Source organism: Sphingobium sp. SCG-1, assembly GCF_002953135.1.
In the GTDB taxonomy this organism is placed as follows: Bacteria; Pseudomonadota; Alphaproteobacteria; order Sphingomonadales; family Sphingomonadaceae; genus Sphingobium.
The window spans coordinates 458936-472035 of record NZ_CP026372.1; the positions used below are offsets into that span (position 1 = coordinate 458936).

The window sequence follows — 13100 nt, forward strand, 5'->3', positions numbered from 1 at the left end:
CCGATGCTGCTCCTCGTCCTGCTGGTGGCCTGTGACCGTGGTGCGCCCAGGACCGGCATGATCTACGTCTCGGATGAGGCGTCGAACGTCGTGCATGTGATCGATGCCGCAACGCTGGAGCAGCGCCCGCCGATCGCCGTCGGCAGGCGACCGCGCGGGCTGGCGATGTCGCCCGATCGCCGCTTGCTTTATGCCGCAACCAGCGATGACAACCGCATTGCTGTCGTCGATCTGGCGCGCAACCGCGTAGTGGGTACGCTGCCTTGCGGGCCGGACCCCGAAACCATTGCGCTCTCGCCTGATGGCAAGCGCCTGTATGTCGCCAATGAAGACGACAATCTGCTCTCCGTGGTCGATGTATCGGCCCGGAAGGTTGTGCGGCGCATTGCGGTTGGCGGCGAACCGGAAGGCACTGCCGTCAGCCCCGATGGTCGGACCGTCATACAGGCATCCGAAACTGCAAGCATGGCGCATGTCGTCGATGCGGCGCGGGGCGAAGTGATCGACAATCTGATGGTCGATACACGGCCGCGCTATATCGCCTTCACCCCCGATGGAAAGCGCTTCCTGGTATCTTCGGAGATACGGGGCACGGTGACGGCCTTCGACACCACGACGCACCGCCGCGTAGGCAGGATCGACTTTCCCGCCGCCCTGCCCGGCGATCGTCCTCCGGGTGAGCAGATTCAGGCGGTCGGCATCGCCCTTACCCGCGATGGCAAGCGGGCTTTCGTCGCACTAGGACGCGCGAAGTTGGTGGCGGAGATCGATCCTCGATCCCTGGCCCTAATCCGAACGTTTCCCGTCGGATGGCGCGCATGGAACCTCTCGCTCAGCTCCGACGAGCGGCATCTTTATACCGCAAACGGTCTCAGCGGCGACGTGTCCGTGATCGACCTCACTGCCAATCGCGTGGTTGGTCGTGTCGCGGTCGGCGGCAAGCCATGGGGCATTGCAGTCCGATGAGGCGTGCTCTCGTGCTTGCCGCTCTGTTGCTTACTGCGTGCCATACCGCCCCCGAAAAGCCGGTGCTGCGAGTCTGCGCTGACCCGAACAACATGCCCTTCTCCAACCGAAAGGGAGAGGGATATGAGAATGCGCTGGCAAGGCTTCTTGCGCGGGATATGGGGGCGGAGCTTCGCTACGTCTGGTGGGCGCAGCGGCGCGGCAATCTGCGGGAGACGCTGCGCGCGGGGCGGTGCGATCTGGTGCCGGGCGTGGCGAGTGCGCTGGAGAGCGTAGCGACCAGCACGCCTTATTACCGGGCGAGTTACATGGTCGTCACGCGTACCAGCGATCGGCTGACGATCCGTTCGCTCGACGATCCGCACCTGAAGCGGTTGCAGATCGGCGTGCAGCTCGTGGGCGACGACGGGTCTAACACCCCGCCCGCTCATGCCCTGACGCGGCGTGGCATCATAAGCAACGTACGCGGCTTCATGGTACAGGGCGACTATCGGCGCGCCTTTCCGCAAGAGGCGATCCTCGACGCGCTGGCGGCGGGGCAGATCGACATCGCCTTCGTTTGGGAGCCTGTCGCGGCCTATTATGCGATCCGCCATCCCGGCATGATCCGCCTGACACCGGTCTCGCCTGCCTTCGATGGTCCGGCGCTGCCTATGATCTACGATGTTTCGGTCGCAGTGCGAAAGGACGATCTGCCTTTAAGGCAGCGCATCGACACCATTTTGCAACGTCGCCATGGCGAGATCGTGCGCCGTCTACGGTCCTATGGCCTCCGCGCCGACGAAGTATAGCCTGCAACGGATCCCCTCGGCTATCGCCCAAGAGTGGCTTGGCGGATCGGCGTTCAAGCCGCCTTTTACGACAGCAACTGGATGATCGCGGAGAAGTCGCGTCCGCCTTCGCCCTTGTTGGCGAGCAATTGATAGAGCGCTTCGGCGGCGTGACCCATCGGAACGCTGGCGTTGACCGAGGCTGCGGCTTCCGTCGCAAGTTTCAGATCCTTGAGCATCAGCGCCGTCGCGAAGCCGCCCTTATAGTCATTGTCCGCCGGGCTTTGTGGGCCAACGCCGGGGAGCGGGCAGTAGCTCGTCATCGACCAGCTTTGACCCGACGCCACGCTGGAGATGTCGTAGAAGGTTTGTGGATCGAGGCCCAGCTTCTGCGCCATGGCGAAGCTCTCGCACGTCGCGATCATCGTTGCGCCAAGCAGCATATTGTTGCAGATCTTGGCGGCCTGTCCGTTGCCCGCGCCACCGGCATGGATCACGGCCTTGCCCATGGCGGACAGGATCGGCTTGGCCATATCGAATGCCTCATCGGTGCCGCCGACCATGAAGGTCAGCGTGCCGCCATTGGCGGCGGCAATGCCTCCGGACACTGGCGCATCGGCCATCAGGAAGCCTTTGGCGACGGCTGCTTCGATCACCCGACGCGCAGTCGCGACATCGATGGTCGAGCAGTCGAGGAGCAGGGCACCGGGCTTGGCTGCCTCGAACACTTCTCCATTATATACAGCGTCCACATGCTTGCCTGCCGGCAGCATTGTGACGACGGCGTCCGCGCCTGCCGCTGCGTCGGCGGCGCTGGTGGATCGGGTCACGCCCGCAGCCTCCGCCTTCGCAAGAGCCTCTTCCGACAGGTCGAAGGCGCGCACGGCATAGCCGTTCTTGACGAGGTTGGCCGCCATGCCGCCACCCATATTGCCAAGGCCGATGAAGCCGATCGTCTTGGTCATGTCAGCGGCCCTTCCATGTGCCGGGGCGTTTCTCGACAAAGGCGGCCATTCCTTCCTTCTTGTCCTCGGTTGCGGCGAGAATCTGGAACAAGCGGCGCTCCGTCAGCAGGCTTTGGCTGAGGGTGGTATCAAAGGCGATGTTCACCATCTCCTTGTTAATCAGCGCGGCCATGGGCGGCATCGACGCGATCGTCGCGGCAGTCTTCAAGGCATCATTCAGCAGATCGGCGGCAGGCACGATGCGCGCGACCAAGCCCGAGCTTTCGGCTTCCTTGGCGTCCATCGTCCGGCCCGTCAGGCACATTTCCATTGCCTTGGCCTTGCCCACGGCGCGCGTCAGGCGCTGCGATCCGCCCATGCCGGGCGCGACGCCCAGCTTGATCTCCGGCTGACCGAACTTCGCGGTGTCCGCTGCGATGATGAAGTCCGCCATCATCGCCAATTCGCATCCGCCGCCCAGTGCGAAACCTGCAACGGCCGCGATCCAGGGTTTGCGCGTCGCCGTGACCCGGCTGGTCCACTGCGAAAAAAAGTCTTCGAGGAAGAAATCCGCTGCGGCCTTGTCGGCCATTTCCTTGATGTCCGCGCCCGCAGCAAACGCCTTTTCGCCGCTGCCGGTCAGTACGGCGCAACGCTGCGTGGGATCTGCGTCATAGGCGGCGAAGGCGTCGATCAGGTCGGCCAGCACCTGCTGGTTCAGCGCGTTCAGCGCCTGTGGGCGATTGAGAGTGATGAGCGTGACGGCGTCGCGCTTTTCCACGAGAATGGTTTCATAGGACATGGCGGTTGGGCTCCAGTTCGGGAAGCGGCGTCCATTCCTGATCGGCCGCAAGGGGGGCAAAGAGCGAATCAATGAGCGCGTCGCTGACCACCTCGGGAGAGGACGGGTTCCATTGCGGCGCATTGTCCTTCTCGAAGATCAGTGCGCGCACGCCTTCTACGAAATCCGGACGGCGGATGACATGATGCGCGATGCGATATTCATTGCGCATATTGTCCGCGAAATCGGTGAACCGTGCGCCGTCGGACAGTTGGCGGAGCGCGACCTTGATCGTCTGCGGCGACTTGGTGGCAAGGACGGAGAGCATCTTGTCCGCCCATTCCGAACCTTCGGCCTTCAGGCTGGCCAAAATATCCTCGTAGCGGTCCGACGCGAACAAACGATCGATGTCCGTGCGCTGTGCCTCAAGCGCTGACGGTGGCGGCGTTTCATCCGCCTGATCGAGGACCGCCGAAAGCGTTTCAGGATCGGTCAGGATGTGATCCTTCACCTCCTCCAACCTCTCGGAGGACATATAGTGCGTGGCAAGGCCGATCGCCTTTGCATCCGCGCCGTTGATCCGGTTGCCAGTCGTCGCGAGATAGACGCCAATCCGTCCTGGCAGGCGCGGCAAGAACCAGCCGCCGCCCACGTCCGGGAACAGGCCGATCCCGGTTTCCGGCATCGCGAACACCGTGCGCTCCGTCGCGACCCGGTATCGCGCGGGCAGCGAAATACCCACGCCGCCGCCCATGGTGATGCCGTCCATGAAGGCGACGATCGGTTTTTCGTAGACGAACAGCAGATGGTTCATCCGATATTCGATATGGAAAAAGCGCTCCGCATCCTTGCAGTCGCTTTTCGCGCTGTTCGCGATCAGGGCGATGTCACCGCCAGCGCAAAAGCCGCGCCCTTCGGCATGGTCGATCATCACCGCGATGATGCCGTCATCCTGTCGCCAGTCGAGCAATGCCTGAACGATGGCTTCGCACATGCCGGGCGTCAGCGCGTGGATCGCCTTGGGCCGGTTGAGGCGGATGCGGCCTACTGCGCCTTCGACCGATATCAGAACCTCGTCCGTCATTGGCGCAGCATGTCCCGTGCGATAATCATGCGCATCACCTGATTGGTCCCCTCCAGAATCGAATGGACACGCAAGTCGCGCCAGAAGCGTTCGATCGGATAGTCCATCAGATAGCCATAGCCGCCGTGAAGCTGAAGCGCGCGGTCGACGACCGACGAACCGGTGTCGGTGGCAAGGCGCTTGGCCATTGCAGCAAAGGGTGTCTTGTCCGGCGCATTCTCGGTGACTTTCACTGCCGCTGCATAAAGCAGCACGCGCGCGGCCTCAAGCTCGGTCACCATGTCCGCCAGCGTGAACTGCGTCGCCTGAAAATCGGAAATGCTCTGGCCGAATTGCTTGCGGTCCTTGGTATAAGTGACGGCTTCGTCCAGGCACCGCTGCGCGCCGCCCAGCGAGCAGGCGCCGATATTCAGGCGGCCACCGTCCAGCCCCATCATCGCGATCCGGAAGCCTTCGCCTTCGCCGCCCACCCGGTTGGTGGCGGGTATCCGCACGCCGTCGAAATTGACTTGCGCGGTCGGTTGCGAATGCCAGCCAAGCTTGCGCTCCTGCGCGCCGAAGCTGACGCCGGGCATGTCCTTCTCGACGACGAAGCAGGAAATCCCCTTCGCGCCATCGTCGCTCGTGCGGGCCATGACGACATAGACTTCATTCTCGCCGCCGCCCGAAATGAACTGCTTCGATCCGGTAATGACGTAATCGTCGCCGTCCTTCACGGCCTTGGTCTTGAGGCTTGCCGCGTCCGACCCTGCGCCCGCTTCGGTCAGGCAGTAGCTCGCGAGGCGCGTCATGGACACGAGGTCGGGCAGATAACGCGACTTCACCGTATCGTTGCCGAAGCGGTCGATCATCCACGCGGCCATGTTGTGGATGGAGATAAATGCGCTGGTGGAAGGACAGCCATAAGCCATCGCCTCCATGATGATCGCCGATTCGAGCCGCCCGAGGCCGATGCCGCCCGATTCCTCTGACACATAGATACTGCCGAAGCCCAGTTCGGCGGCGGCGCGGATCGTATCGCGCGGGAAGATATGCTTCTCGTCCCACTCCGCCGCATGCGGCGTAATGGCGTCTGCCGTAAAGCGGCGCGCGAGATTCTGTATCTCGCGCTGGTCGTCGGTAAGGTCGAACTGAGTCATCAACGGTTGCCTGTTACTGGAAGAGGGCGGACCTGTGCCCACCCTCCATTCATCCGGCGGTTTACCCCATGGTCGGGATAACGAAAGCGCTATCTCCGGTGCCGCCGCCGTCCGGCCAGCGCTGCGTGATCGTCTTGACCTTGGTCCAGAACTTGACGCCTTCCATGCCGTGCTGATTGGTGTCGCCGAAGGCCGACCGCTTCCATCCGCCGAAGGTGTGGTAGGCGACGGGCACGGGGATCGGCACGTTGATCCCGACCATGCCGACATCGACGCGCGCGGCAAATTCGCGCGCGGCGTGGCCGTTGCGCGTGAAGATCGCGACGCCATTGCCATATTGATGCTTCGACGGAAGCGCGACGGCTTCCTCGAAGCTCTCGGCGCGTACGATCTGGAGCACAGGGCCGAAGATTTCTTCCTTGTACGCCGACATATCGGTCGTGACATGATCGAACAGCGTCGGGCCGACGAAGAAGCCTTCCTCATGGCCCTGCAGCTTGAAGCCGCGGCCGTCGACCACCAGCTCCGCGCCTTCATCGACACCGGTCTGGATCCAGTTCTCGATCTTCTGCTTGTGCGCGGCAGTCACGACCGGGCCGTAATGCGCTTCGGCATCGGTGGAGACGCCGACACGCAGCGCTTCGATCGCCGGGATCAGCTTTTCGCGCAGGTTGGCGGCGGTCTTCTCACCCACCGGCACGACGACCGGCAATGCCATGCAACGCTCGCCCGCCGAACCGAAGGCTGCGCCGGAGAGGTCGTTGACGACCTGGTCGAGATCGGCGTCGGGCATGACGATGCCATGGTTCTTCGCACCCCCCATCGCCTGCACGCGCTTACCCGCTGCGACGCCGCGGTTATAGACGTAGTGCGCGATGTCGGACGAGCCGACGAAGCTCACCGCCTTGATGTCGGGATGATCGAGAATCGCGTCGACCATTTCCTTGTCGCCATGCAGAACCTGAAGGATGCCATCGGGCAGGCCTGCTTCGCTGAATAATTCAGCAAGGCGTACGGGGACCGAGGGATCGCGCTCGGACGGCTTCATGATGAAGGCGTTGCCGGTGGCGATCGCCACGCCGGACATCCACAGCGGAATCATGCCGGGGAAGTTGAAGGGGGTGATGCCTGCGCCAATGCCGACCGGCTGACGAAAGGAATAGACGTCGATGCCCGGACCCGCGCCCTGCGTATATTCGCCCTTCAGCACATGCGGGATGCCGCAGCAAAATTCGATGACTTCAAGACCGCGCTGAATGTCGCCCTTTGAGTCCGCGATCACCTTGCCATGTTCGGAGGAGAGCAGATGCGCCAGCTCGTCCATGTTCTTCTCGACCAGCGCCTTGAAGTTGAACATGACGCGGGCGCGACGTTGCGGATTGACCGCGGCCCATGCTGGCTGCGCCTTCTTCGCGGCCTCGACGGCGGCATCGAGCAGTGCCCGGTCGCCCAAGGCTACGCGGGCCTGCACGCTGCCGTTGTTGGGGTCGAAGACATCGGAAAAGCGCTGTGCCGGTTCGGCATGATCGAAGGCTAGGCTGTGTGAAATCTGGCGCATGTCATGGGACTCGTGCAGTTTGAAAATATCGTGATTCGACAGTGAGCTATTGCGGCTTTGCACGCAATCGGCTAAATTTGCAGGCTGAAGCTGCAATAATGCAGCATAGGGGCCGAATGTTCGATTGGGACGACCTCAAGATATTTCTGGCCGTCGCCCGGTCGCGAAAGATTTCTCCGGCAGCGCGCTCATTGGGCGTGGAGGCGACGACCGTCTCGCGACGGCTGGCGCGTCTCAGCAGTACGATCGGCGTCGAATTGTTCGAAACGTCGGGAGGCGAACGGAGTCTGACCGAACAGGGCCGGGCGCTCATGCGGCACGCTGAACAGGTGGAGAGCGCGGCGCTGGCCGCGGCGGAGGATATGACCGGCACGCCCGGCGGCCTGTCGGGCCATGTGCGGCTGTCCGTTGCCGAAGGGTTCGGAACATGGGTGCTGGCTCCTGATCTGGCGGCGTTCCATGTCGATAATCCGGGCATCCGCCTCGACATTGTGACTGCATCCGGCTTCCTCAATCCCTCCAAGCGAGAGGCCGATATGGCAGTCATGCTGGGGCGTCCGCAGCGGGGCCGCCTGACGGTCAAACGGCTGGGCGATTATCGGCTGCATCTTTATGCGACGTCGGATTATCTCGCCAAGGCCGGTGTGCCGACGACGCGCGGCGCGTTGAAGAACCACCGCCTGATCGGCTACATCCCTGACCTGATCTTCTCGCCTGAGCTTGATTATCTCGACGACATCGAACCGGGCCTCGAACCCCATCTGCGCAGCACGAGCATCAACGTCCAATATCGTATGATCGCGAGCGGGGCAGGGATCGGTGTTCTACCGGCCTTCATCGGCAGGACCGATGCGCGGCTGGTGCCGATCCTTGAACATGACGTGGAACTGATCCGCAGCTTCTGGCTCGTCACGCATAGCGATCTCACGTCCCTCGCCCGTATCGGCGCAGTCCAGAACTGGCTCCAGCAACGCGCGGCCCTGCTGCGTTCATAGATCGGCGAGGGAATCCGGCAGACGGCACAACGCATGTGAATGCGTGATCCCTCCCTACATCGGAAGGCGCACTGTGTCCCATGACGATCGCAAAACCCGGTCAAGAGCGGGCGCACCGCGCCGCGCGGCTTCCGTGCCTGGCGCGTTCATATTGGGGATGGCGCTCAGCGGCTTCTTCGATGGCATATTGCTGCACCAGATATTGCAGTGGCATCATTTCCTGAGCCTCGTCGGGGGCGGAGGTCTGCGCGATGTCAGGATGCAAATCCTTGGCGATGGCCTGTTCCACGTCGCTGTCTACCTGCTGATGATTACCGGTCTCTATACTCTTTGGCGGCGGCGGTCGGTGTTGGCGCGGCATGGTGCGGGGCGGCGGCTGCTCGGTGGTGTGCTGATGGGCTTCGGCGTGTGGAACATGATCGATGTCGCGCTGGTGCATTGGATGCTCGGCCTGCACCGGACTCGCATCGATGTTCCCGATCCGCTGCTCTACGATCTCATCTGGTTTCTCGGCTTGGGCCTTGCGGTCGCGCTGGTCGGCTATAGGCTCTGCTGTACGAAGGCCATCGCGGGCAGGACCGGCACCGGGGCCGCTTGGCTGTTGCTGGGCGTGATTGTGGCGTCTTCCGTCGTCGCCAATATTCCCCCGCCAATGCGAGTACGCTGATCCTGTTCCGGCCGCAGACCAGAGCGGCTGACGCACTGAATGCCGTCGTCGGCGCAGGTGGGCAGGTCATTCTGCTGGACCCGGAAGGCAGCTACGTGCTGGCGGCCAACATAGGCCCGTTGCGCTACTGGTCCCTCTACCGCGAGGGTGCGTTGGCGATCACGAGCGCGCCAGCCTTAACCGGCTGCCTCGCTTTCACAAAGGCCGAGCCAAAACGCTGAATAGCGTCCCGCACGCGACGAAAACGCCAGCGTCTAACATGGGCAATGGCGCCGCGTCGCTGCAATGACAGGTTCTGGCGCAGGAGACTGGCAATGGCAGGCGAACAGCAACAGGCGTCGAAGCAGGGCCATGTGCTTGGCTGGAAACTCGACGCCGCGGAGCGCGAAGCTTTGCTCCAACGCTTTCCGCCCGAGTGGCCCAATGCAGTCGCGGATCATGTCACCCTGGACTCCAAAGCGCCGCAGGGCACGCCGCTGCCTACGAAGAGGGTTGGAGAGATCGTCGGCGGGATTAGCGATGGTGAGGGGCTTCAGGCGATGGTGGTCCGCATCGGCGGCACGACGGATCGACCGGATGGCGGCACTTACCACATAACCTGGGCGCTGGACTCGGGCCGCGATCGCCGCGCAGTGGAAAGCAACGATGTGATCGCAAAGCTGGGCTGGGTGCCGCTGGATGACCCGGTTCCAATTACTCTGATCCCGGCCTGGTTCTGACGGTGCAACTGTATCTCGATTGCGACGGCGTGCTGGCCGATTTCGATAGCGCCGCGACTCGCGTGCTGGGTTTGCCGCCGCGGGCATTTGAGCGGCGACACGGCCTTTCCGAGTTCTGGAAGCGTATTGCCCGCACACCGGATTTCTACGCAACTTTGCCGCTGATGCCGGACGCCATGCGGTTATTCGATGCGGTGCGCCATCTCGATCCGATCATCCTGACCGGATGCCCGAGCGGCGGATGGGCGGAGGCGCAAAAGGAGCGCTGGGCCGCGCAGCACTTTCCGGGCACCAGGATCATCACTTGCATGGCGGCAGAGAAGCGGCGTCATTGCCGCCCCGACGACATATTGGTCGACGACACGCTGAAGCACCGTCACTTGTGGGAAGCTGCGGGCGGCACCTTCGTGCATCATCGTGATGCGGAGAGCAGCCTGCGGGAATTGCACGGCCTGCTTCCATCCATGCTCGCCCAGGGAGCGGCATCCCCTTTGTCAGCATAGACAGCCACGTAGTACGATCCGTTGAACTTGCCGATCCCTATTGCGCTGCCAAACGAAAATGGCGTAGCGCACCGCGCATAACCGGCGTTTCGGCTCTGCCGGGTCAAGGAGTTGACGGTCACCATGACGGACATTCAGGACATCTTCATCGTGGGCGCGGCCCGCACGGCGATCGGCGACTTCGGCGGCGCTCTCAAAGACGTGCCGCCAGCAGAGTTGGGACGCACCGTAGCGGTAGCGGCGATCGAGCGTTCCGGCCTGACGCCCGCCGCTGTTCAGCACGTCATCATGGGGCAGGTGATCCCGACCGAGCCCAAGGATGCCTATCTTGCGCGCGTGGTCGGCGTGAACGCAGGGGTGCCGGTCGACGCGCCTGCCCTGACGCTCAACCGCCTGTGCGGATCGGGTGTGCAGGCCATCATCTCGGCGGCGCAGACTTTGGCACTGGGCGAGGCGGACGTGGCGCTTGCGGGCGGCGCGGAAAGCATGAGCAATTCGCCGCACATCGTGAAGACGGCGCGTTGGGGCACGAAGATGGGCACCGTCAAGATGCTCGATGCGCTGCTGGACACGCTGGCCGACCCGTTCGAGGGTATGCACATGGGCGTGACCGGTGAAAATGTCGCGGAACAGTATCAGGTTACGCGCGAAGATCAGGATGCGCTGGCATATCAGGGGCATCAGCGCGCTGCGGCGGCTATCGCGGCAGGCCGCTTCAAGGATCAGATCGTGCCGGTCGAGGTCAAGACGCGCAAGGGTGTCGTCGCCTTCGACACGGACGAGCATGTCCGCCCCGACGTCAGCCTCGAAGACCTCGGCAAGCTGAGGCCCGCGTTCAAGAAAGAGGGCGGCACCGTCACTGCGGGCAACGCCTCGGGCATCAACGACGGCGCAGCCGCGGTGGTGCTGGCGACGCAAAAGGCAGTGGACGAGCACGGATTGAAGCCACTCGCCAAAATTCTTGGCTGGGGCCATGCCGGTGTCGATCCGACCATCATGGGCATTGGTCCGATCAAGGCCGTGCCGATCGCATTGGCGCGGGCAGGGGTGACGCTGGACCAGATCGATGTGATCGAGGCCAATGAAGCCTTTGCGGCGCAGGCTTGCGCCGTGGCGAACGAACTGGGGTTCGATCCCGACAAACTCAATCCGAACGGAAGCGGCATCGCGCTTGGCCATCCCGTCGGCGCGACCGGTGCAATCCTGACGGTGAAGGCCGTTTATGAACTTCAACGCAGCGGCGGGCGCTATGGCTTGATAACCATGTGCATCGGCGGCGGTCAGGGCATCGCCATGGTCATAGAGAACCTGACGGCGAAGTAGACGGTCGTTTCCGTTTTTCGGCCTGCTAGAGTTTGCGTCGAACTACAAAGCGGTAAACCGGAAATTCCGGAATCGTGCCTCACCTTCACCGGCAACATAGAGGCCGGGGCGAAGCATCAGAAAGCCGCCCCGGACATTGTGATGGTAGCCTGAGACTTCCATGCCCCGGTCGAAGCGCTGCCAGTCCTTGCCATCGCGGCTCAGATGATAGGCGATGATGTGCTCACGGCTGGTCACACGCATGTGCAGCTTTCGGCCATAGGGATTGACCGGGCGGCCACGCTCCATGCCATATTGGTGCGTGACGAACTTCTGCGCGTCGAAGCCGAGGCCACAGTATAGATGCTCGTCGTAGAACAGCAGTAGCCCCGCGACTCCCTTCGGCGCGATTTCGATTTCACATTCGAACTGGTAGTCCTGATCTCCGGCGATCAGCAGCAGCGGCGCGCCATCTCGGGGGCTGATACCGGCTGGTTGCAAGATAAGCGTGTTGTTCACCACGCGGACGCGGCGCGCTTCGTCCGGCCGGGGTTTGAAGAAGTTCCATTTCGTGCCGAGCGCCAGATCGTGAAAGTTGTCGCTCAGGGCCAGCCCATGCGGTCCCTTGCGGCCGCCGCGCGGCTTGGCGATCGGCTGCGACAAATCGCCGCCCTTCATCGCGAACCAGCCGTCGTCGGTCCACTCGACCGGATCGAGCAGGGTCTGACGGCCCAGCGTCCAATAGCCATTCTCATAGCCGTGATAGACGGACCACCAATCCCCGGATGGCCCTTCGATCAGCGTGGCGTGCCCGCGCGACCACCATTTCTCCGCCTTGCTCGTGGTGCGCACAATCGGGTTGCCGGGATGATGTTCCCAAGGGCCGTTGATCGAGCGGGAGCGGGCGGCGATCACCATGTGCCCGGTGGGTGGCCCGGCGGTTCCGCCCACCGCCGTCACAAGATAAAAGTACGCGCCATGGCGCATCACCTTGGGGCCTTCGGGGGAGAAACCCTCGACATCCCAATCGTCGGGATAGCGCCACGGATCATAAACATGCTCGACTGCGCCGACCGTCGAAAGCCCATCGTCGGTCAGCCGGATGCGATCCCCGCCCGACAGGAAAAGCCAGCGCGACCCATCTTCGCCAACCGCATGTCCAGGATCGATATGATCGGGCAGGTGCAGGTCGATCGGCTCGCTCCACGGCCCGTCGATATGATCCGCCCAAATGACATAGCTCGTATTGGGCGACGCCTTGACGGGTATGTAGATGTAATAGCGGCCCTTGTGCTTGCACAGTTCGGGCGCCCATACCGAACCAATGTTCTTCGTCAGCGTCGCCTTGCGCGGGGTCCAGTTCACCAGGTCGCGCGAATGCCAGATGACAAGTCCCGGATAGGAATCAAACGTCGAGAAGGTCATGTAGTAATTCGCGCCGTCCTTCAGGATAGACGGATCGGGATGGTCCCCCGGCATGATCGGATTGAGGAAGCGGCCATCGCCCAGGTCGGCCATGCGCTGATTATCGAGACCGCGCCGCCAGTTCGTCTCAGACGGTGCGGTCGCATCAGGCGCGGCGGTTGCCGGAGCGGCGGCACCGCCCGCCATCCCGGCCGCAGCCGTAGCGGTGGCGGACGCCAGAAGATCGCGGCGAGTAAGCGGCATTACG

At 62.9% G+C, this 13100-nt stretch carries 13 protein-coding genes; 7 read left to right on the plus strand and 6 right to left on the minus strand.

The window, feature by feature from the left end:
- The first annotated feature begins 3 nt into the window (after positions 1 to 3).
- Together C1T17_RS02060 and C1T17_RS02065 are read left to right on the plus strand one after the other, a co-directional pair.
- Entirely contained in the window at positions 4 to 966 is a 963-nt protein-coding gene (locus C1T17_RS02060) for a PQQ-dependent catabolism-associated beta-propeller protein (RefSeq protein WP_189338462.1), read from the plus strand.
- The gene (locus C1T17_RS02065) at positions 963 to 1757 is read left to right on the plus strand and encodes a quinoprotein dehydrogenase-associated putative ABC transporter substrate-binding protein (RefSeq protein WP_104951987.1); all 795 of its coding nucleotides are present in this window, start codon (positions 963 to 965) and stop codon (positions 1755 to 1757) included. The genes C1T17_RS02060 and C1T17_RS02065 overlap by 4 nt, the downstream gene beginning before the upstream one ends.
- A 65-nt stretch (positions 1758 to 1822) precedes the next feature.
- On the opposite strand, the gene mmsB is transcribed toward C1T17_RS02065, so the two are convergent.
- From mmsB to C1T17_RS02090, 5 genes are all read right to left on the minus strand, one after another.
- The gene (gene mmsB, locus C1T17_RS02070) at positions 1823 to 2740 is read right to left on the minus strand and encodes a 3-hydroxyisobutyrate dehydrogenase (protein ID WP_223262749.1); all 918 of its coding nucleotides are present in this window, start codon (positions 2738 to 2740) and stop codon (positions 1823 to 1825) included.
- Entirely contained in the window at positions 2703 to 3482 is a 780-nt protein-coding gene (locus C1T17_RS02075) for an enoyl-CoA hydratase-related protein (RefSeq protein ID WP_104951989.1), read from the minus strand. The genes mmsB and C1T17_RS02075 overlap by 38 nt, the downstream gene beginning before the upstream one ends.
- Entirely contained in the window at positions 3472 to 4545 is a 1074-nt protein-coding gene (locus C1T17_RS02080) for an enoyl-CoA hydratase/isomerase family protein (RefSeq protein ID WP_104951990.1), read from the minus strand. Before C1T17_RS02080 ends, C1T17_RS02075 begins: the two co-directional genes overlap by 11 nt.
- Positions 4542 to 5684 carry an acyl-CoA dehydrogenase family protein gene (locus C1T17_RS02085; protein WP_189338463.1) on the minus strand — a complete coding sequence of 381 codons (1143 nt, stop codon included), beginning with the start codon at positions 5682 to 5684 and terminating at the stop codon, positions 4542 to 4544. The genes C1T17_RS02080 and C1T17_RS02085 overlap by 4 nt, the downstream gene beginning before the upstream one ends.
- A 61-nt stretch (positions 5685 to 5745) precedes the next feature.
- On the minus strand, positions 5746 to 7242 hold the full coding sequence (locus tag C1T17_RS02090) for a CoA-acylating methylmalonate-semialdehyde dehydrogenase (protein WP_104954949.1): 1497 nt from the start codon (positions 7240 to 7242) through the stop codon (positions 5746 to 5748).
- A gap of 116 nt (positions 7243 to 7358) precedes the next feature.
- On the opposite strand from C1T17_RS02090, the gene C1T17_RS02095 reads away from it, so the two are divergent.
- The 5 genes from C1T17_RS02095 to bktB all read left to right on the plus strand — a co-directional run bounded on the left by C1T17_RS02095 (position 7359) and on the right by bktB (position 11449).
- Positions 7359 to 8237, plus strand: a complete 879-nt coding sequence (locus tag C1T17_RS02095; protein WP_104951992.1) for a LysR family transcriptional regulator — start codon at positions 7359 to 7361, stop codon at positions 8235 to 8237.
- Positions 8238 to 8310: 73 nt separating this feature from the next.
- Complete coding sequence (locus C1T17_RS02100) at positions 8311 to 8904, plus strand: DUF2243 domain-containing protein (protein WP_145958933.1); 594 nt, start codon at positions 8311 to 8313, stop codon at positions 8902 to 8904.
- 314 nt (positions 8905 to 9218) lie between these two features.
- On the plus strand, positions 9219 to 9623 hold the full coding sequence (locus C1T17_RS02105) for a hypothetical protein (protein ID WP_104951994.1): 405 nt from the start codon (positions 9219 to 9221) through the stop codon (positions 9621 to 9623).
- Positions 9624 to 9625: 2 nt separating this feature from the next.
- Positions 9626 to 10126, plus strand: coding sequence for a hypothetical protein (locus C1T17_RS02110; RefSeq protein ID WP_104951995.1), 501 nt, complete (start codon positions 9626 to 9628; stop codon positions 10124 to 10126).
- 123 nt (positions 10127 to 10249) lie between these two features.
- Positions 10250 to 11449, plus strand: a complete 1200-nt coding sequence (gene bktB, locus C1T17_RS02115) for a beta-ketothiolase BktB (protein ID WP_104951996.1) — start codon at positions 10250 to 10252, stop codon at positions 11447 to 11449.
- Between the two features lie 42 nt (positions 11450 to 11491).
- On the opposite strand, the gene C1T17_RS02120 is transcribed toward bktB, so the two are convergent.
- The gene (locus tag C1T17_RS02120) at positions 11492 to 13096 is read right to left on the minus strand and encodes a family 43 glycosylhydrolase (protein WP_104951997.1); all 1605 of its coding nucleotides are present in this window, start codon (positions 13094 to 13096) and stop codon (positions 11492 to 11494) included.
- Between the last annotated feature and the right edge of the window lie 4 nt (positions 13097 to 13100).

Excerpts from the sequence above, each read along its gene's own strand:
- C1T17_RS02060 (WP_189338462.1), top strand. The coding sequence starts at position 4 with ATGCTGCTCCTCGTCCTGCTGGTGGCCTGTGACCGTGGTGCGCCCAGG.
- C1T17_RS02065 (WP_104951987.1), top strand. The coding sequence starts at position 963 with ATGAGGCGTGCTCTCGTGCTTGCCGCTCTGTTGCTTACTGCGTGCCAT.
- C1T17_RS02075 (WP_104951989.1), bottom strand. The coding sequence starts at position 3,482 with ATGTCCTATGAAACCATTCTCGTGGAAAAGCGCGACGCCGTCACGCTC.
- C1T17_RS02080 (WP_104951990.1), bottom strand. The coding sequence starts at position 4,545 with ATGACGGACGAGGTTCTGATATCGGTCGAAGGCGCAGTAGGCCGCATC.
- C1T17_RS02085 (WP_189338463.1), bottom strand. The coding sequence starts at position 5,684 with ATGACTCAGTTCGACCTTACCGACGACCAGCGCGAGATACAGAATCTC.
- C1T17_RS02090 (WP_104954949.1), bottom strand. The coding sequence starts at position 7,242 with ATGCGCCAGATTTCACACAGCCTAGCCTTCGATCATGCCGAACCGGCA.
- C1T17_RS02095 (WP_104951992.1), top strand. The coding sequence starts at position 7,359 with ATGTTCGATTGGGACGACCTCAAGATATTTCTGGCCGTCGCCCGGTCG.
- C1T17_RS02105 (WP_104951994.1), top strand. The coding sequence starts at position 9,219 with ATGGCAGGCGAACAGCAACAGGCGTCGAAGCAGGGCCATGTGCTTGGC.
- bktB (WP_104951996.1), top strand. The coding sequence starts at position 10,250 with ATGACGGACATTCAGGACATCTTCATCGTGGGCGCGGCCCGCACGGCG.
- C1T17_RS02120 (WP_104951997.1), bottom strand. The coding sequence starts at position 13,096 with ATGCCGCTTACTCGCCGCGATCTTCTGGCGTCCGCCACCGCTACGGCT.